Below are 16,570 nucleotides of genomic sequence, written 5' to 3'. Positions count from 1 at the left end.
GTTTGGAAGTTGCATTTAATTCAACTTTCGTGAATAAGCATAGCAGAGTCAAAAATAAATGTCAAGTGTATTTTTCAAAAATGTTGAATTTATTTCATTTTTATGATACGATACGCATGGGAGGCGATTGATATGTTGAAGACCATTCATAAAAATATTAAATCTCGTCGTAAAGAGTTAAAAATGACCCAGTCGGATCTTGCGGAGAAGCTGGGATATGCTGATAAATCTATGATAGCAAAAATAGAGGCCGGTCTCGTAGATCTTCCGCAGTCCAGGATCGAGGCCTTCGCTGCCGCCCTTGGCACAACTAAAGAGGCATTGACGGGTTGGACGGAAGAGCGGGCTCGGAACAGCTTCAGCTATTGCGTGGAGCAACAAATGGCTGTCATTGGGTACAGTTTGACATACACTACAGAGGGGGATGTTATTCTGTCCTATGAGGGAGCCGACTATGAGATAACAGAAAATGACATAAAAGAGCTAGAGTCTCAGATGGCGGTATATTTGGATCTTCTCCTCGGTGGTATTATGAGAAAGTCCCGGAAGATCGGAGGCTGATGGCTATGTTCGGGCGCAGTGAGAAAAAGAAAAACGCGGAGCTGATTGCTCCGATCTGGCTAAGGGATATGCAAAAAGCCAGGGACATTGTAAACAGGACAACGGATCCAGATGCATTTTTTACGGAGTATGATAGTTTGAAAGAGTTGGCGGAAAAGCTGACCGTGGCGTCGAAGTATGTCAAGATGAAGGGCACGAAGCCCGCCGAGGTGCTACGGATGGCCAGAGATCAGGAGGAAGCTGCCACCCGGAACTTTATCCTTCGCTGCTTCCAGAAGGCGATGCTAAACGCCGAAAAAGTGAAGACAGAGAAGGGGAAGCGCGGCCAGTTCGAGAAGTTCCAGACCTCTCTGGAGCCTTATTTCTTCCGGATGTCTGACGAGAACGCCAGGCTGGTCCAGGATCTACACGATGAAGCACTAAAGAAGATCGGAGGTTGATGCCATGCGCGGCGTCATTTATGCGAGATATTCACCTGGCCCACGCCAGACGGAGCAGTCCATCGAGGGCCAGGTTGCCGACTGCCAGCAGTATGCTGAGGAGCACGGCATTGACATCATAGAGATATATGCAGACCGGAAGGTCTCAGGCAAGAGCGTCGTCGGCCGCGACGAGCTCCAGCGGATGCTGCGCGACGCGGAGAAGGGGCGCTTCGACTGCGTCCTGGTGTGGAAGATCGACCGCTTCGGCCGAGATCGCCAGGACATTGCCATGGGAAAAATGACCTTGAAGCGGGCCGGCGTCAAGCTGATGTACGCCCGGGAGAGCGTTCCGGAGGGCCCGGAGGGGATCATCCTGGAGAGCGTGCTGGAAGGCCTGGCCGAGTATTACTCCGCCGACCTGCGTCAGAAGGTCATCAGAGGCATGAGAGAAACGGCGAAGAAGGGCCAGTATTGCGGCCAGTCTTTGCCGATAGGTTACAAAGTAGACGCCGAGCGCCACATCGTCGTGGATGAGCGCGAGGCGGCAGTTGTCCGGGAGGCGTTCAAGCTCCACATCGCCGGCGGCCAGATCCGGGACATCGTCCAGCTGTTCGCCGACCGCGGGATCATGGGCCGGCGCGGGAAGCCGGTCTCCAATGCGGTCGTCTATCGTATGCTGCGGAATGAGAAGTACCTGGGCGAGTTCTACATCCAGGACGTGAAGCTGAACGTGGAGCCGATCATTGACAAGGCCACCTTCGAGGAGGCGGCCCAGCATTTCAAAACGAGCCGCAACAATGCGGCAGGGAGGGCGAAGGTGAACTATTTGCTGAGCTGTAAAATGTTCTGCGGGTACTGCGGCTCGATGATCAATGCAGAGGCCGGCACCGGGAAGCTGGGGAAGGTGTACCGGTATTACAAGTGCGGAGACAAAAAGCGTGGGAAGGCCTGCGAGCTGAAGCCGTTCCCGAAGGACCATCTGGAGGACGCGATCATCCTGGCCACGGTGAACGATATGCTGACCGATGAGATGATCGAGAAGCTGACCGTCCGGATCCTGGAAGTCCAGGAACAGGAAAACGCCGACGATCCCGTGGTGGGATTGCGTCGGCGTCTTGACTCAAACCAAAAGCGCCAGCGGAACTTGCTGGACGCGATAGAAGAAGGCGGGGCCCGTGGCCTGGTCTCTCGTTTGGCTGCCCTGGAGGAAGAGGAGGAGCAGCTGGTGCTGGAGATCCAGCGGGCAGAAATAAAAAGACCCCGACTCACCCATGAGGTGGTCGAGGCCTGGCTGCGCTCCTTCCGCGTCGGAGACGTCACGGATGACGACTTCCGCGCTCGGTTGGTTGACACGTTCATCGCCCGAGTCGAGCTCCGCAACAATGAGGCTCTGATCTTCTACAATATCAGAGAAAAAGGACCGCACTCGAGTGTTCGAGTACGGCCCGATTACTGGACCTGGCGGGAATCGAACCCGCGTCCGAAAGCCCATCCATTGCAGTATCTCCCATCACAGCCGCTTATTTGACATTCCCTCCGCCGTACGCCAACCGGCAGGCTTACGGCTTCAGTAGCTTCATGATACGCCCATATGCGCAAAGCTTAGCATATGTCGTTTCCTGCATCGTCGATGCCTGGGCCGCAAAGTGCAGGTGCTCTGCGTCAGACAGCTGCCGTTAGGCAGCGACTGCTAAATTATCTTCAGCGTTTATATTTAAGTTTGCACCTTACGCGGTACCTTCGGATGGCTGCTCCAACTTCAAAACCCCCGTCGAAACCTTTACAAGCCCGAAAACAGGTAAAGTCAGATATGCTGAAGAAATCTCATCGTCTCGCTGTCACTTCATAGTATACGCTGGGCACGAAAATGTCAAGTGTTTAGTACAGATTCCGCACCTTGAACTCTTTTTCCGCCTCCCGGCGCATATCTTTTTTCGCGATATCCTGCCGTTTGTCGTAGAGCTTCTTGCCGCGGGCCAGGCCGATCTCCACTTTCACCAGACTGCCTTTGAAATAAACCCGCAGGGGCACCAGCGTGTACCCTTTTTCCGCGATCTTCCCGGTGATCTTATTGATCTCGTACCGGTGCATCAGAAGCTTCTTCGGCCGTAGCGGATCTTTATTGAAAATGTTTCCTTTTTCATACGGACTGATATGCATGCCGTAGACGATCACTTCTCCTTTTTCTATGCGCACGAAAGATTCCTTGATGCTGCATTTTCCCATGCGCAGGGATTTCACCTCCGTTCCGTGGAGAGCCACCCCCGCCTCATAGGTATCTTCTATAAAATAATCGTGATACGCCTTTTTATTGTTCGCTATCAGTTTAATACTGTCTTTCCCCATGAATTCCTCACTCTTCCTGTTGTTCTGCCAGCTCGAAATCTACGGTCCGGGTCGTCCGGTCCGCTTTTACCACCTGCACCCGGACTGTCTGCCCCAGGCGGTATGTCTTTCCGGTACGCTGGCCGACCATCTCGTATGCATTTTCATTATACTCAAAATAATCTCCCTGTAAAGAGGCCACATGCACCAAGCCTTCGACCGTATTCGGCAGTTCCACGTATAATCCCCATCCGGTCACTCCGGAGATCACGCCGTCGTATTCTTCCCAGAGGTGCCGGCTCATATATTCCGCTTTCTTCAGCCGGATCGTTTCCCGTTCCGCCTCGTCTGCCCGGCGCTCCCGTTCACTGGACTGTTTCGCCACTTCATCCAGAATCTTACGGTAGTGTTCGATCTTCTCCTGATTCATCCTGCCCCGCAGGGAGTCTTTGATGATCCGATGGATCTGAAGATCCGGGTAACGGCGGATCGGAGAAGTAAAATGGCAGTAATATCTGGCTGCCAGGCCAAAATGTCCGGTACACTCCGTCGTATATTTCGCCTGCTTCATGGAGCGCAGGGTCAGCCGGCTGATCAGCGTCTCTTCCGGAGTCCCTTCCAGTCTCTCCAGAAGTTTCTGAAGTTCCTTGGGATGTACTTCATCCTCCCGGAAACGGATAGAGTAACCGAAATTATTGATAAATGTGCTCAGCTTTTTCATGCGGTCCGGATCCGGATTTTCATGAGTCCGGTATACGAACGGCAGTTCCTGCCAGAAATAGTCCTCCGCCACGGTCTCGTTGGCGATCAGCATAAAGTCTTCGATGATCTTTGTGGCCGTGTTACGGTCATAGGGCAGGATCTCCACCGGCTCTCCCTTCTCATCCAGGATCACTTTTGTCTCCGGAAAGTCAAAGTCGATGGAACCGCGCGCTCTTCTGCGCGCCCGGAGCAGCCCGGCCAGTTCCTGCATCCTCTGAAACATGGGGACGAGTTCCTCATAACGGGCAGATTCCTCCGCGTCCTGCTCCTCCAGGATCTTCTTCACACTGGTATAAGTCATCCTGCGGTCCACACGGATCACCGTCTCCGCGATCACATGGTCCAGCACTTTGCCCTTCTGATCGATGGTCATAATGCAGGAAAGAGCCAGCCGGTCCTGTCCTTCGTTCAGGGAACAGATCCCGTTGGACAGGCGGCGCGGCAGCATGGGAATCACCCGGTCCACCAGATACACGGAGGTTCCCCTCTCAAACGCTTCCCTGTCCAGCGCGCTCCCCTCCTGTACATAATTTGCCACATCCGCGATATGGACGCCCAGGATATACTGACCGCCGTTCATCTCCAGAGAGACCGCGTCATCCAGATCCTTGGCGTCCTCGCCGTCAATGGTCACCATCTGCACATCCCGCAGATCCGTCCGTCCCTGCATGTCCGCCTCACTGATCCGCTCCGGCACCCGCTCCGCCTGGCGCATGACTTTCTCGGGAAATTCTACCGGAAGATCGTAACCTTTCACAATGGACAATATGTCTGTACCCGGGTCACTGATATGGCCCAGGATCTCCACGACCTTCCCTTCCGGACTCTTTCTGTCCGTCCCGTAGGAGACCAGTTCCACCACTACCTTGTGGCCGTTCACGGCTCCTCCGGAATCTTCTTTCGGCACAAAGATATCCCGGGTATACCGCTCATTGTCCGGGATCACGAACCCGAAATTCCTGCTCTCCTGATAAAGTCCGACGATCCGGTCTGTTCCGCGCTTTACGATCCGGTTCACCGCGCCTTCCCGGCGTTTCCCGCTCTGTCCCGGTTTCACCGTGATCTGTACCGTGTCCTGATGCATGGCGCCGTGGACCTGATCCTCAGGGATAAACACATCCTCCTCCATACCGTCCACAGACACGAAGCCGAAGCCTTTGGGATGCGCCGTGAAGACTCCCGTCAGGAATACGCCTCTGCTCTTCTGATATTTCCCTTTCTGCGACACTTCGATCTTCCCCTCCTGCAGAAGCGCGTCCAGCACCTCCTGCAGTTCCTGGCGCCGTTCTTTCGGAACCTGCAGAAAAATCGCCATCTCCTTGATCTTCATAGGCACATAGAAATCGCTGCAGATCAATCCGTATACCATTTCTTTTTTCTGTTTTAATTCTTCCTGCGTCATCCCTTCACCTCCCTAGAACAACAAAATGGGCACCCTTGTCAATACAAGAGTGCCCAAAATCCAGTCGTTTTAAAAATTCAGATTCAAAATCACTGCCAGCAGAATAAACGCCGCAGCAAGAATCTTTGTAAGTCTTACCAGAGTCCCTTCCATGGAACGTCCCTTATTCTTGCCCCAGTATGTCTCCGCCGCGCCTGCGATCGCACCCAGACCTGCTGATTTACCTTCCTGCATCAGAACAAGCACTACCAACGCAATGCTGACTAATACAAAGACAACCGTAAGTACGATTCTCAGAATTCCCATTTTCACACCTCCTACGTGTCAAACAGTTGTATTCTAACACAAACCGACAGCAGTTTCAACCACGGCTTTTATAAAACTTTTCCAAGGAAGCTTTTTAAACGCTCATTCTGCGGATTGCCGAAAAATTCTTCCGGTCGATTCTGCTCCATCAGGATCCCGTCGTCCAGAAACACTACCCGGTCCGCCACCTCTCTGGCAAATCCCATCTCATGAGTGACAACCACCATGGTCATATGCTCTCTGGCAAGATCCTTCATAACCTGCAGCACTTCACCTACCATCTCCGGATCCAGCGCAGATGTAGGTTCATCAAACAGCATCACTTCCGGTTTCATGCAGAGGGCTCTCACGATAGCGATTCTCTGCTTCTGTCCGCCGGAAAGCTGACTGGGATAAGAATGCGCCCGATCCGCCAGACCTACGCGCTCCAGAAGAGCCATAGCCTCTTTTTCCGCCTCTTCTTTAGGAAGATTCAGCAGTTTCTCCGGGCCGATGGTCATATTCTTCAAAATATCCATATGCGGGAACAGATTAAAGTGCTGGAACACCATGCCCATCTTCTGACGATGATGGTCAATGTTCACTTTCTTCTCGGTAATATCCACATCATGAAACCATATATGTCCTGCATCCGGAACTTCCAGCATATTCAGGCATCGAAGAAATGTACTCTTTCCCGAACCGGACGGGCCGATGATCACGACCACTTCACCTTTATGAATATCCAGGTCGATTCCTTTCAGAACACCTTTTCCGTCAAAGCTTTTGCAGACACCCTCTGCACGGATCGCCACATTATCGTTCACTCTGCTTCAGCCTCCTTTCCAGCATGGATACCAGTTTGGTAAAGATCATAACCATCACCAGATAAATCAAAGCCACGGCAATCAGCGGGAAGAAAGCATCATAAGTACGGCTTCGGATAATATCTCCGCCCTTTGTCAGATCCTGCAGCGCGATGTAACCAGATACGGACGTTTCTTTCAGGAGCACAATAAACTCGTTGCCCAATGCAGGCAGGATATTCTTAAACGCCTGGGGCAGAATAATATACCACATAGTCTGGGCGTAGCTGAAACCGATGCTGCGCCCCGCTTCCAGCTGGCCGATATCGATAGACATAATACCGGCACGACAGATCTCTGCCACATACGCCCCTGAGTTGATACCGAACGCCAGCACGGCCACGATCACTTTATTGATATCCACTGATGCGAAGATTATATAATAAATAATCATCAGCTGTACTACCACCGGCGTTCCCCGGATCACAGTCAGATAAATCTGGGCGATGAAATTCAGCACCTTAAACTTACCCGTGCGGTCATGTGTAGATCGGATAATCGCGATAACGAAACCAATTACAATACCGAGCAGCGTAGCGAACAACGTCACCGTCAGCGTTATTTTCAGTCCGTCCCAAATATACAGCCAACGGTTATCTTTAATAAAGTTTAAATAAAAATGTTCCTGAAAACTCATGATTTATCCTCTGCCTGTATCAGCCGGCTGATTATTCAGCCGTAATATATTTGTCAACGATTGCCTGAAGAGTTCCATCCTCTTTCAGCTCTGCCAGAGCGGTATTGACCTGCTCCAGAAGTTCTTCATTGTCTTTCGCAACTGCCACCGCATAATCTTCGGTTGCAAATGCTTCATCCAGAATCTTGAGTCCTTCTACTTCAGACACAAATACGTTTGCCGGCTCGTTGTCGATGATCACCGCATCGATCTTGCCCTGGGACAGAGACTGCACTGCCTCCATACCTTTCGCATAGCGCTCGATCGTAGCGCCTTCCACATCTGTCGCATACAAGTCTCCGGTAGTTCCCTGCTGAACGCCAATGGTCTTTCCGACCAGATCGTCTGCGGATGCAATGTCGCTGTCTTCTGTTACGATAATTGCCTGAATACCGGTCGCATAGGTATCAGAGAAGTTTACAGAAGCCAGGCGGTCCTCTGTTACAGTCATACCTGCTGCCACGATATCTACCTTACCGGAAGAAAGCGCCGGAATCAGAGAGTCAAATGCCATATCCTCAATTTTCAGCTCCATCCCCAGCTTCTCAGCTACTGCCGCAGCCATCTCCGCATCGATTCCGACAACCTCCTGTCCCTCATAATACTCATACGGCGGGAACTCTGCGTTGGTACCCATTACCAGGGTTCCGCCCGCGCTTTCCTCTGTATCAGCCTCGGCGGTCTCTGCGGTCTCTTCCGCAGCTACATCCTCAGTTTCTTCCGCAGCTGCCGATGTATCCTCTGAGACGGTCTCAGCACTGCTGCTTCCACAGCCGGCCAGCACTGCAGCTGTCATGGCTGCACACAGCATCACACTTACTACTTTCTTTTTCATAATCATCATTCTCCTCACTTTGAACTGGTTTTAATTCTCATAAACCTATTTTATTATAATGCAAAGTTCCGTTAATGCAAGTCTTTTTCTGAATATATTTTCAAAAAAATTGCATAAAAAAGGGCTGTCACATCAGGACGGCCCCTTTAATCCGGTATCTCCGGTTTATTTCTCTACGACTTCCAGTACATCCATCGGACAGGCTTTTGCACATATACCGCATGCGATACACTTGCTCGTTACCGGTGAATCTTCTGCTTTCACCATTACATGGAACGGACAGACCTCCACACATTTGCCGCAGCCGGTACAGAGTTTTTTGTTAATCATGTACACGCCCTTTGCGTTCTGGGTAATCGCTCCTGCTTCGCAGGCTTTCGCGCATTTTCCGCACTGCACGCAGACAGACGGTTTTACAACCCCGTTCTTTTCCACGATCTGGATACAGGATTTTCCCGGATCCATCACCTTGTAAAAGGCTTCGGAGCAGGCCTGTACACACGCCAGACAGGCCATGCACTCTTTGTCTTTTCTAACTGTCAGTTTTTTCATGTCGATGTTCCTCCGTATTTGAGACTTTTTATCGTATAAAGTCATTATACGAAATTCCACCGGCAAATTCAACAATTATCGACAGCAATTATTAACCGACCCGATACTCCAGATACGCTTCCCGGTCCAGATTCTTCCAAATGAATATTCCGTCTTCGTACGTCATATAGCTGTGCTCGCTTCCTTCTTTCGGAATGGATACGGAGCCTGGATTCATATAAATATACTCCTCATGCTCTCTGCATACGGGCACATGGGTATGCCCGTGGAGCAGGATATCCCCTTTTTTCAGCATCGGAAGATGGTTTTCGTTAAACACATGTCCATGGGTCAGGAAGATCATGCGTCCCCTTTCGTACAGGAAACCATAATCCGCCAGGATCGGGAATTCCAGCACCATCTGATCAACCTCCGTATCGCAGTTTCCCCGTACGCACAGGATTTCCTGCTTCATGGGATTGAGCATGGCAATCACCTCTTTGGGCGCATATTCTTCGGGCAGATCATTCCGGGGGCCATGATACAGGATATCCCCCAGTAAAATCAATTTGTCCGCCTCTTCCTTTTTATAAGCTTCCAGCAGTTTCCTGCAATAATATGCAGAACCGTGAATATCAGATGCAATCAGCAGTTTCATATTGTTCCTCCAATGTTTTTATTTTTTCTTTCAGAGCCGCCTCCTGTCCTTTACGGTCCAGGAGTACGGCGTATTCCGGCCTGGAAAATCCCAGAGCATGCGCGTCCCCGTGGTTTTCGATTCCCCGGAGCCATTCCGCCAGTTCCAGGTCTTCCCCGAACGCGTCTCTGACAAAATCTGTCAGCCGGTTCAGGTTCTTCAGAATCTCCTCTTTCTGCCTTTTCAGATCTTCCGTCTCTTTTCCGATATCAGAGTCATCTCCCGGACCGTACAGGATCTCTCTCAGGCTGTCATCCACCCGGCGCTCCAGGCCTTCTTCGCCCGGCTTTAACAGACCGTTTTCTTTCCTGACCTTCAGAGCATGCGCCCGCTGCCTGAGAAAATCCTCCGCGTCCTGCCCGTCTCCCTGTCTGCTCCGGTACTGTTCCAGGACCTCCTGCCTCCGGGACAGATATCTGCGCCGCCTGCCGTATTCCGTCATCTGCGCGCCGGCTGCCGCCAGAAGATGTCTGATAAACACGCACCGGGCGTCTGCCGGAACATTCTGAAGAGATGCCTTCAGCGCATCCGTTTCCGCAGCTTCAAGCCGTCCGTCCGCCAGTTCCGCGATCCGGTATTTTCCGGTCATAGAGCAGTACATTTGATAATAAGAGGCAAAATCGCCGGCGATCTCCGGGCAGCGGAGAAATCCGGCCATAAAATCTCTGCCCGTCTCCATCCCCTGCCGCTCATATTCCGTAAGCACCACCGAGAGGTCCTCCCATCCTCTGGCGGTCACGAACTCCCTTTTTCCATGTTCCTGGTTCACCCGGTAAAAATGCTCCGGATGTGTCTCCAGATAGGACAGCACCGCCGGATGCACGCCTTTTTTCCACGCATAATCTTTCCAGACTCCAAAATCCGCCTCTACCTGGATCACCCGGACCCGGTCCAGCGAAGCCATATCCAGATCGCGCACAGAACGGTTGAATTCTTTCGGATTTCCCGCGGCGGCTATGATCCAGCCCTCCGGTACCCGGTGATTTCCAAAAGTCTTATACTGAAGGAGCTGGAGCATGGTGGGAGCCAGAGTCTCTGACACACAGTTGATCTCGTCCAGGAACAGGATCCCTTCCCGGTATCCAGTACGTTTCATATACGTATAGATCTCACCGATGATCTCGCTCATGGTGTATTCTGTCACCGTGTATTTCTTTCCCTCATATTCCTGTTCTGCCAACTGAGGGAGCCCTACCGCGCTCTGTCTGGTATGATGCGTCATGGTATAAGCGAGAAGTCCTACTCCGCATGCGTCGGCCGCCTGCTCCATGACCGCGGTCTTCCCCACACCGGGCGGTCCTATCAGGAGCAGCGGCCTTTGTTTCGGCACCGGTATCCGGCTGCATCCGTATGCGTCTTTCGCGGTATAGGCGCGCACACTCCGGATAATCTCTTCTTTTGCTTCTTCTATATTCATTCCCGTCTCTCCAATTCCCGGTCCAGGGTCAGGGAAATCGCCCAGTCAGGAGCCTTCCCTTTCCGTAATTTTTCATTTAAAAATACAAAAGCCGTATCATAGGAGGGCGCCTCCGAAGGGTAGACGCCATCCCCGTCTGTAAAATACAAAAGGCCTTTCAGGTTCCGGAGATCTCCTTCACTCACCAGCCGGTCCACCAGCCGGAAAACCGGCGTGAAATCCGTATCTCCATGTCCCTTGATCCGGATATGCTCCAGGTACTCCTTCCACTCCTCTTCACAGGTGATCCTCACATGCTCCTGAATCAGGCAGTCACACTGAATAATGTGAATCTCCATTTCCCGGAAAAAATTTTCGCGCTCGCTTAAAATCTCCCAGGTTTCCTCCAGAAAGCTGCGGACAATCTCTCCCGAACAGGAACCGGACGTGTCGATAGCGATCACGAACTCCTGAAGCTTCCTCATCTCTCTGTACTCCAGCGGTTCCAGAAAAACCAGCCGGTCGTACATTCTCCGGCTGTAATCATAAGGGATATAGTCGAAACTGTCCATATCCAGACACATTTCTTCTCTCTGCACCGCAAAGCGTTTCAAAAACCGGCGGAAATCATGCCCGCGTTCTTTTTCCAGGACAATGGAAACATCCCCTGATCCGGCGCTTCCCCCCGCCTGTCTCCGGTGCTCCGCCTCCCTGACGGGAAGCTGTTCAAAAATCGTTCTCCAGCGATGCAGCGCCTTGATTCTCTGTCCGGCGTCCGCCTGATCCGGCATACGCTCCCGCCTCAATGATCCGGCGCCTTCCCCTGCATCGTCATCCATACCGGAAAGCCAGTATTCATGACTGTCTCTGCCAAAAAGCAGTCTTAACTGCTCCAGTTCTTCCGCCGTCCGTGAAGACAGCCAGGAAAGCAGCTTCTTGCCGGAAAAAAGGCCGCCGTTTTTTCTCAGTGTCCGGTACACCCTGCTTCTGTCCCCGGGGATTGTCTTGCCGGCCTCCTCCAGATACAGGCGGTCAATCCGGTATTCTGTCATCAGATCGCAGGCGGCGTCCCAGACGGACTGCTCCTCCTCCGCCCTTCGCAGCGGATGCTGGTAAAGGTTATGATAGATAAGATGCAGATAGACGCGCCGGAGACTTTCTGTATCTTTGCGAAACTGCGCAAGAACCTCCGCCGGATTCCAGTACAGACTAAGACCGTCCGTCCCCGGATTCCCCGCCGTCTCTTTCCATTCCGGAAACGCCAGCGCCTCGCCAAGATAAGGGAAAACAGTCTGCAGGTCTCCCCGGATCAGCTTCAGCACTTCCCGGACAAATATTTTTTCCTCAGATTTCATACGCCCATTGTACCCTGTTTCTCCGGGATTTGCAATTGCATTCCGGGATTTCCTGTGTTATGCTTGACTTACTGATTGCAGTGCGAATAATAACACTTAAAATACAGAAAGGGGGAATTCATCTATGAAAATGCAGGAATCGCCGGAAGACTATCTGGAAGCCATCCTGGTCCTTTCCAGAGAATTAGGAAACGTGCGTTCCATCGATGTGGCGAATCATCTGGGCTACAGCAAGCCCAGCATCAGCGTGGCGATGAAGCGCCTCCGCGAGAATGGATATGTGACGCTGGACGACCACGGCAACCTGATGCTGACCGGTTCCGGTCTCTCCATCGCCCTGAAAATCTATGAGCGTCATCTGGTATTGTCCCAGTTCCTGATCTCCATCGGCGTGGACGAAGAAGTCGCCAAGAAAGACGCCTGCCGCATGGAGCATGTAATCAGCGACGAGAGCTTTGAAAAGATCAAACAGCTTCCCAGGTAATCCCGGGAAGCTGTTTTTCTACGCGCGCATGCCTGTCAGTTCTTCTGCCCGGCGGACTTCTTCCTCCGACGGAGGGCGCACTCCGTCCAGGGCATAAGGAAGTCCCATCTGCTCCCATTTTATCTGTCCCATGGTGTGATATGGCAGGATCTCGGCTCTTCGTACCGTCTCCAGTGTCCCGAGAAAGTCTCTCAGTGCCAGCAGGCTTTCCCGGCTGTCCGTCACTCCCGGCACCAGCACATGGCGGATCCACATATCTTTCCCCATGTCCGACAAAGTCTTTGCCATCTGCAGGATATTTTCATTTCCATGCCCCGTCAGTATCCGGTGTCTCTCACTGTCCATCTCTTTCAGATCCAGGATCACCAGATCCGTCACCTCCATCAAAGAACAAAATCTTCCCCGGAACGGATCTTTCATGGAAAACAAAGCCCCGGATGTGTCCAGCGCCGTGTGCACTCCCCGTTCTTTCGCCAGCCGGAAAAAACGGGTTACAAATTCCATCTGCAAAAGCGGTTCGCCGCCGCTCACGGTGATTCCTCCGGTCACTTCTCCTCCCCGTTTTCCCTTCCAGTACCTGTGGTACCGGCAGGCTCTGGCAAACAGAGTTTCTGCCGTCCAGAGCTCTCCCTCTTTCATCTTCCAGGTCTCAGGATTGTGACAGTACTGACACCGCATGGGACATCCCTGCAAAAAGACCACAAAGCGGACGCCCGGCCCGTCTACCAGGCCGAACGTCTCTATAGAATGAATATATCCTTCCACACTAGATCCTTGCATGGCAGGTTCTCGCGATCACATCCATCTGCTGCTCTCTCGTCAGATCGATAAATTTCACCGCATAGCCGGACACCCGGATCGTGAAATTGGCATACTCCTCTTTCTCGGGGTGCTCCATGGCGTCGATCAGTTTCTCTCTTCCGAACACATTTACGTTCAGGTGATGCGCTCCCTGATCAAAATATCCGTCCATTACCTGGACCAGATTGCGGATCCGTTCCTCTTCCGCATGTCCCAGAGCGTCCGGATTGATGGTCTGCGTATTGGAGATCCCGTCCAATGCCCACTCGTAGGGCAGCTTCGCCACCGAATTCAGGGAAGCCAGCAGGCCGTTCTGCTCCGCATGATAGCTGGGATTGGCGCCGGGAGCCAACGGATCTCCCGCTTTGCGGCCGTCCGGCATACTGCCGGTGGCTTTTCCGTACACCACGTTGGAAGTAATCGTCAGGATCGATGTGGTAGGCTCTGAATCCCGATAGGTATGGCACCGTTTAATCTTATCCAGGAACGTTTTCAGAAGCCATACGGCAATATCATCCGCCCGGTCGTCATCATTGCCGTAACGCGGGAAGTCTCCTTCCGTCTCGTAGTCCACCGCCAGCCCCCGTTCATCCCGGATCACTTTCACCTTTGCATATCTGACCGCGCTCAGAGAATCCACCACATGGGAAAATCCCGCGATGCCGGTGGCAAAGGTCCTTCGCACATCCGTGTCGATCAGCGCCATCTCCGCCGCTTCATAATAATATTTATCGTGCATATACTGAATGGCGTTCAGCGTATTGACATAAAGTCTTGCCAGCCAGTCCATCATCTGATCATATTTTTCGATCACTTCATCATAATCAAGATATTCAGAAGTAATCGGACGGTATGCGGGGCCTACCTGCTCTCCGGACTTGGTATCCACGCCGCCGTTGATGGCATAAAGCAGGCACTTGGCCAGGTTCGCCCGAGCGCCGAAGAACTGCATCTCTTTTCCTGTCTGGGTCGCGGACACGCAGCAGCAGATGGAATAATCGTCGCCCCATACCGGCTTCATCACATCGTCATTCTCATACTGCACCGAACTGGTACGGATTGAGATATCCGCCGCATAATTTTTAAAATTCTCCGGCAGAGAAGAGGAATAGAGAACCGTCAGGTTGGGTTCCGGACTGGGTCCCATATTTTCCAGTGTATGGAGGAACCGGAAGTCGGTCTTCGTCACCATGGAACGTCCGTCCACGCCGGTTCCCGCCACCTCCAGCGTCGCCCACACCGGATCGCCGGAAAAAAGCTGATTATATGACGGGATCCGCGCGAATTTCACCATGCGGAACTTCATGACCAGATGATCGATCAGTTCCTGCGCTTCCTTCTCTGTCAGGATACCCCTGTCCAGATCCCGCTGGATATAGATATCCAGGAAGGTGGAGATGCGTCCCACGCTCATGGCGGCTCCGTTCTGCGTCTTGATCGCCGCCAGATATCCGAAATACAGCCACTGCACCGCTTCCCTGGCATCCGCCGCCGGTTTGGAAATATCATATCCGTAGATCCGGGCCATCTTCTTCATCTCTCCCAGCGCCCGGTACTGCATGGATATCTCTTCTCTCTGACGGATCACATCGTCGGTCATGGTTCCATCCCCGCAGTTGGCTAAATCCCTGGCTTTCTCCTCCATCAGATAATCGATGCCGTAAAGAGCCACCCGGCGGTAATCGCCTACGATCCGTCCCCGTCCGTAAGTATCCGGCAGCCCCGTGATGATCTTATTATGGCGTGCCTTCTTGATCTCCGGCGTATAGACGTCGAATACACCCTGATTGTGCGTCTTGCAGTATTCGCTGAAAATCTTATGGAGCTCCGGGCTGGGTTCATAACCGTAAGTCCGGCATGCCTCCTCCGCCATACGGATCCCTCCGAAAGGCATAAACGCCCGCTTCAGCGGCTTGTCCGTCTGAAGACCCACCACCTTTTCCAGATCTTTCGTCTCTTCACTGATGTAGCCGGAGCCGTGAGAAGTCAGCGTGGAAACCACATCCGTATCCATGTCCAGCACTCCGCCTTTGGCACGCTCCTCCTTCTGTAATTTCTGTAAAATACCCCACAGCCTGTCGGTCGCTTCCGTGGGACCTTCCAGAAAAGAAGCGTCCCCGTCATAAGGCTGGTAATTCTTCTGAATAAAGTCTCTGGTGTTGACCTCTTCTTTCCAGAGACGTCCTTCGAATCCATCCCACTGTTTCCAGTCGTTCATCCTGCATCCTCCTTATTTCCATATTTTGGTTAGCTTATGCTAACTCTGCTCTATCATAACATATCATATAGGAAATGCAAGGGGAAAGAGATGGGAATTTTTCTCAGTGCGGACAATTATTACAGCTGATAAAAGATCTACTCTTTTTCGTTCATTTGCAAAGTTGAATGCTGCATGAAAAAAATTTCTTTTTGTCGATCAATTTCCGCTTTCAACTGCTCTTTCGTGGGTAAATAAGTCAAATATTTTGACATAAATAATCGATCATTATCATGAAGAACCGAATATCTGGCAATATCTTCATCCGTTTCTGAGCACAATAATATTCCAATGGTCGGATTATCTCCTTGTCCTCTCTTTAAATCATCGTACATACGGACATACATATCTATCTGTCCTACATCTTGATGAGTAATCCTCCCCATCTTCAAATCAATCAGGACATAACATTTGAGTTCGATATTATAAAATACAAGATCCAGATAATAATCCGATGTTTCCGTCACAATATGCTGCTGACGGGCAACAAAAGCAAATCCTCTGCCCAATTCCATCAAAAAATCTCTGATATGCGAAAGAATGGCTGATTCCAAATCACCCTCCAAGTAAGTGTCCTCATTTTTGAAGCCAAGAAATTCTGCAACTACCGGACTTTTGATCAATTCAAATTGATTCTTCTGAAATTGCGCCGTTTTCTGTTTCATTTCTTCAATTACAGCAGCTTTTTTCGGTGTCTGAAGAAGCCGATAATAATATTGCGTACTGATATTACGATCTAAGGTTCGCGAACTCCAGTTCTCATCAACAGCCTCTTTCATATACCAATAACGCGCATTTTCATCTGAAACACGAAGAAGACTTCTGATATGTGTCCAGTTAAGATTGTGAACGCATGCGTTCACAATCTGCTCATCAGGAAAATATTGATAAAATCTGATGTAATAATGGAAAGAG

Annotated in this window: 16 protein-coding genes, 1 other RNA gene and 1 pseudogene; 4 read left to right on the top strand and 14 right to left on the bottom strand. The window is 51.5% G+C overall.

Annotated features, from left to right (window positions below; all coding sequences use genetic code 11):
• Window positions 1-132 precede the first annotated feature (132 nt).
• From B5F29_RS11520 to B5F29_RS17310, 3 genes and pseudogenes are all read left to right on the top strand, one after another.
• Window positions 133-561 carry a helix-turn-helix domain-containing protein gene (locus tag B5F29_RS11520; protein ID WP_162608413.1) on the top strand — a complete coding sequence of 143 codons (429 nt, stop codon included), beginning with the start codon at window positions 133-135 and terminating at the stop codon, window positions 559-561.
• 5 nt (window positions 562-566) lie between these two features.
• A complete protein-coding gene (locus B5F29_RS11515) occupies window positions 567-1,001 on the top strand; it encodes a hypothetical protein (protein ID WP_087154775.1) in 435 nt (144 codons plus the stop codon).
• A 4-nt stretch (window positions 1,002-1,005) separates the two neighbouring features.
• Window positions 1,006-1,920 (top strand): annotated as a pseudogene (locus B5F29_RS17310) (recombinase family protein); the annotation flags it as partial.
• A 513-nt stretch (window positions 1,921-2,433) separates the two neighbouring features.
• Here B5F29_RS17310 and ssrA read toward each other — a convergent pair.
• From ssrA to B5F29_RS11450, 11 genes are all read right to left on the bottom strand, one after another.
• Window positions 2,434-2,773, bottom strand: a transfer-messenger RNA (tmRNA) gene (gene ssrA / locus B5F29_RS11500).
• Window positions 2,774-2,861: 88 nt separating this feature from the next.
• Window positions 2,862-3,329, bottom strand: a complete 468-nt coding sequence (gene smpB, locus B5F29_RS11495) for an SsrA-binding protein SmpB (RefSeq protein ID WP_087154774.1) — start codon at window positions 3,327-3,329, stop codon at window positions 2,862-2,864.
• Window positions 3,330-3,336: 7 nt separating this feature from the next.
• A complete protein-coding gene (gene rnr, locus B5F29_RS11490) occupies window positions 3,337-5,472 on the bottom strand; it encodes a ribonuclease R (RefSeq protein WP_087154773.1) in 2,136 nt (711 codons plus the stop codon).
• A 69-nt stretch (window positions 5,473-5,541) separates the two neighbouring features.
• Window positions 5,542-5,778 carry a preprotein translocase subunit SecG gene (gene secG / locus B5F29_RS11485; protein WP_087154772.1) on the bottom strand — a complete coding sequence of 79 codons (237 nt, stop codon included), beginning with the start codon at window positions 5,776-5,778 and terminating at the stop codon, window positions 5,542-5,544.
• Window positions 5,779-5,846: 68 nt separating this feature from the next.
• Window positions 5,847-6,584 (bottom strand): amino acid ABC transporter ATP-binding protein, encoded by a 738-nt coding sequence (locus tag B5F29_RS11480; protein WP_087154771.1) that lies wholly within the window; start codon window positions 6,582-6,584, stop codon window positions 5,847-5,849.
• On the bottom strand, window positions 6,574-7,260 hold the full coding sequence (locus tag B5F29_RS11475) for an amino acid ABC transporter permease (RefSeq protein WP_087154770.1): 687 nt from the start codon (window positions 7,258-7,260) through the stop codon (window positions 6,574-6,576). The genes B5F29_RS11480 and B5F29_RS11475 overlap by 11 nt, the downstream gene beginning before the upstream one ends.
• Window positions 7,261-7,291: 31 nt before the next feature.
• A complete protein-coding gene (locus tag B5F29_RS11470; RefSeq protein WP_087154769.1) occupies window positions 7,292-8,134 on the bottom strand; it encodes a basic amino acid ABC transporter substrate-binding protein in 843 nt (280 codons plus the stop codon).
• A 165-nt stretch (window positions 8,135-8,299) separates the two neighbouring features.
• Window positions 8,300-8,686 carry a 4Fe-4S binding protein gene (locus tag B5F29_RS11465; protein ID WP_087154768.1) on the bottom strand — a complete coding sequence of 129 codons (387 nt, stop codon included), beginning with the start codon at window positions 8,684-8,686 and terminating at the stop codon, window positions 8,300-8,302.
• A 91-nt stretch (window positions 8,687-8,777) separates the two neighbouring features.
• Window positions 8,778-9,323, bottom strand: coding sequence for a phosphodiesterase (gene yfcE / locus B5F29_RS11460; protein ID WP_087154767.1), 546 nt, complete (start codon window positions 9,321-9,323; stop codon window positions 8,778-8,780).
• Complete coding sequence (locus B5F29_RS11455; RefSeq protein ID WP_087154766.1) at window positions 9,301-10,779, bottom strand: AAA family ATPase; 1,479 nt, start codon at window positions 10,777-10,779, stop codon at window positions 9,301-9,303. The genes yfcE and B5F29_RS11455 overlap by 23 nt, the downstream gene beginning before the upstream one ends.
• Window positions 10,776-12,113, bottom strand: coding sequence for a vWA domain-containing protein (locus B5F29_RS11450; RefSeq protein ID WP_087154765.1), 1,338 nt, complete (start codon window positions 12,111-12,113; stop codon window positions 10,776-10,778). Before B5F29_RS11450 ends, B5F29_RS11455 begins: the two co-directional genes overlap by 4 nt.
• A 124-nt stretch (window positions 12,114-12,237) precedes the next feature.
• Between B5F29_RS11450 and B5F29_RS11445 the strand changes: the two genes are divergently transcribed.
• Window positions 12,238-12,597: a metal-dependent transcriptional regulator gene (locus B5F29_RS11445; protein WP_087154764.1), complete on the top strand. Its 360-nt coding sequence runs from the start codon at window positions 12,238-12,240 to the stop codon at window positions 12,595-12,597.
• Between the two features lie 18 nt (window positions 12,598-12,615).
• Here B5F29_RS11445 and pflA read toward each other — a convergent pair whose 3' ends face one another.
• The 3 genes from pflA to B5F29_RS11430 all read right to left on the bottom strand — a co-directional run bounded on the left by pflA (window position 12,616) and on the right by B5F29_RS11430 (window position 16,554).
• Window positions 12,616-13,377, bottom strand: coding sequence for a pyruvate formate-lyase-activating protein (gene pflA / locus B5F29_RS11440; RefSeq protein ID WP_087154763.1), 762 nt, complete (start codon window positions 13,375-13,377; stop codon window positions 12,616-12,618).
• Window positions 13,364-15,616 carry a formate C-acetyltransferase gene (gene pflB, locus B5F29_RS11435; RefSeq protein WP_087154762.1) on the bottom strand — a complete coding sequence of 751 codons (2,253 nt, stop codon included), beginning with the start codon at window positions 15,614-15,616 and terminating at the stop codon, window positions 13,364-13,366. Before pflB ends, pflA begins: the two co-directional genes overlap by 14 nt.
• A gap of 137 nt (window positions 15,617-15,753) precedes the next feature.
• On the bottom strand, window positions 15,754-16,554 hold the full coding sequence (locus tag B5F29_RS11430) for a PDDEXK nuclease domain-containing protein (RefSeq protein ID WP_330397603.1): 801 nt from the start codon (window positions 16,552-16,554) through the stop codon (window positions 15,754-15,756).
• Window positions 16,555-16,570 lie beyond the last annotated feature (16 nt).

The sequence above is a fragment of the Lachnoclostridium sp. An196 genome, from assembly GCF_002160135.1.
GTDB lineage: Bacteria > Bacillota > Clostridia > Lachnospirales > Lachnospiraceae > Hominiventricola > Hominiventricola avistercoris.
The sequence above is the reverse complement of the archived record's forward strand: the minus strand, read 5'-3'. Positions and strand labels throughout refer to the sequence as shown.

Coding starts and splice junctions, on each gene's coding strand:
- B5F29_RS11520 (WP_162608413.1), top strand. CDS start 133: ATGTTGAAGACCATTCATAAAAATATTAAATCTCGTCGTAAAGAGTTA.
- B5F29_RS11515 (WP_087154775.1), top strand. CDS start 567: ATGTTCGGGCGCAGTGAGAAAAAGAAAAACGCGGAGCTGATTGCTCCG.
- smpB (WP_087154774.1), bottom strand. CDS start 3,329: ATGGGGAAAGACAGTATTAAACTGATAGCGAACAATAAAAAGGCGTAT.
- rnr (WP_087154773.1), bottom strand. CDS start 5,472: ATGACGCAGGAAGAATTAAAACAGAAAAAAGAAATGGTATACGGATTG.
- secG (WP_087154772.1), bottom strand. CDS start 5,778: ATGGGAATTCTGAGAATCGTACTTACGGTTGTCTTTGTATTAGTCAGC.
- B5F29_RS11475 (WP_087154770.1), bottom strand. CDS start 7,260: ATGAGTTTTCAGGAACATTTTTATTTAAACTTTATTAAAGATAACCGT.
- B5F29_RS11470 (WP_087154769.1), bottom strand. CDS start 8,134: ATGAAAAAGAAAGTAGTAAGTGTGATGCTGTGTGCAGCCATGACAGCT.
- B5F29_RS11465 (WP_087154768.1), bottom strand. CDS start 8,686: ATGAAAAAACTGACAGTTAGAAAAGACAAAGAGTGCATGGCCTGTCTG.
- yfcE (WP_087154767.1), bottom strand. CDS start 9,323: ATGAAACTGCTGATTGCATCTGATATTCACGGTTCTGCATATTATTGC.
- B5F29_RS11455 (WP_087154766.1), bottom strand. CDS start 10,779: ATGAATATAGAAGAAGCAAAAGAAGAGATTATCCGGAGTGTGCGCGCC.
- B5F29_RS11450 (WP_087154765.1), bottom strand. CDS start 12,113: ATGAAATCTGAGGAAAAAATATTTGTCCGGGAAGTGCTGAAGCTGATC.
- B5F29_RS11445 (WP_087154764.1), top strand. CDS start 12,238: ATGAAAATGCAGGAATCGCCGGAAGACTATCTGGAAGCCATCCTGGTC.
- pflA (WP_087154763.1), bottom strand. CDS start 13,377: ATGCAAGGATCTAGTGTGGAAGGATATATTCATTCTATAGAGACGTTC.
- pflB (WP_087154762.1), bottom strand. CDS start 15,616: ATGAACGACTGGAAACAGTGGGATGGATTCGAAGGACGTCTCTGGAAA.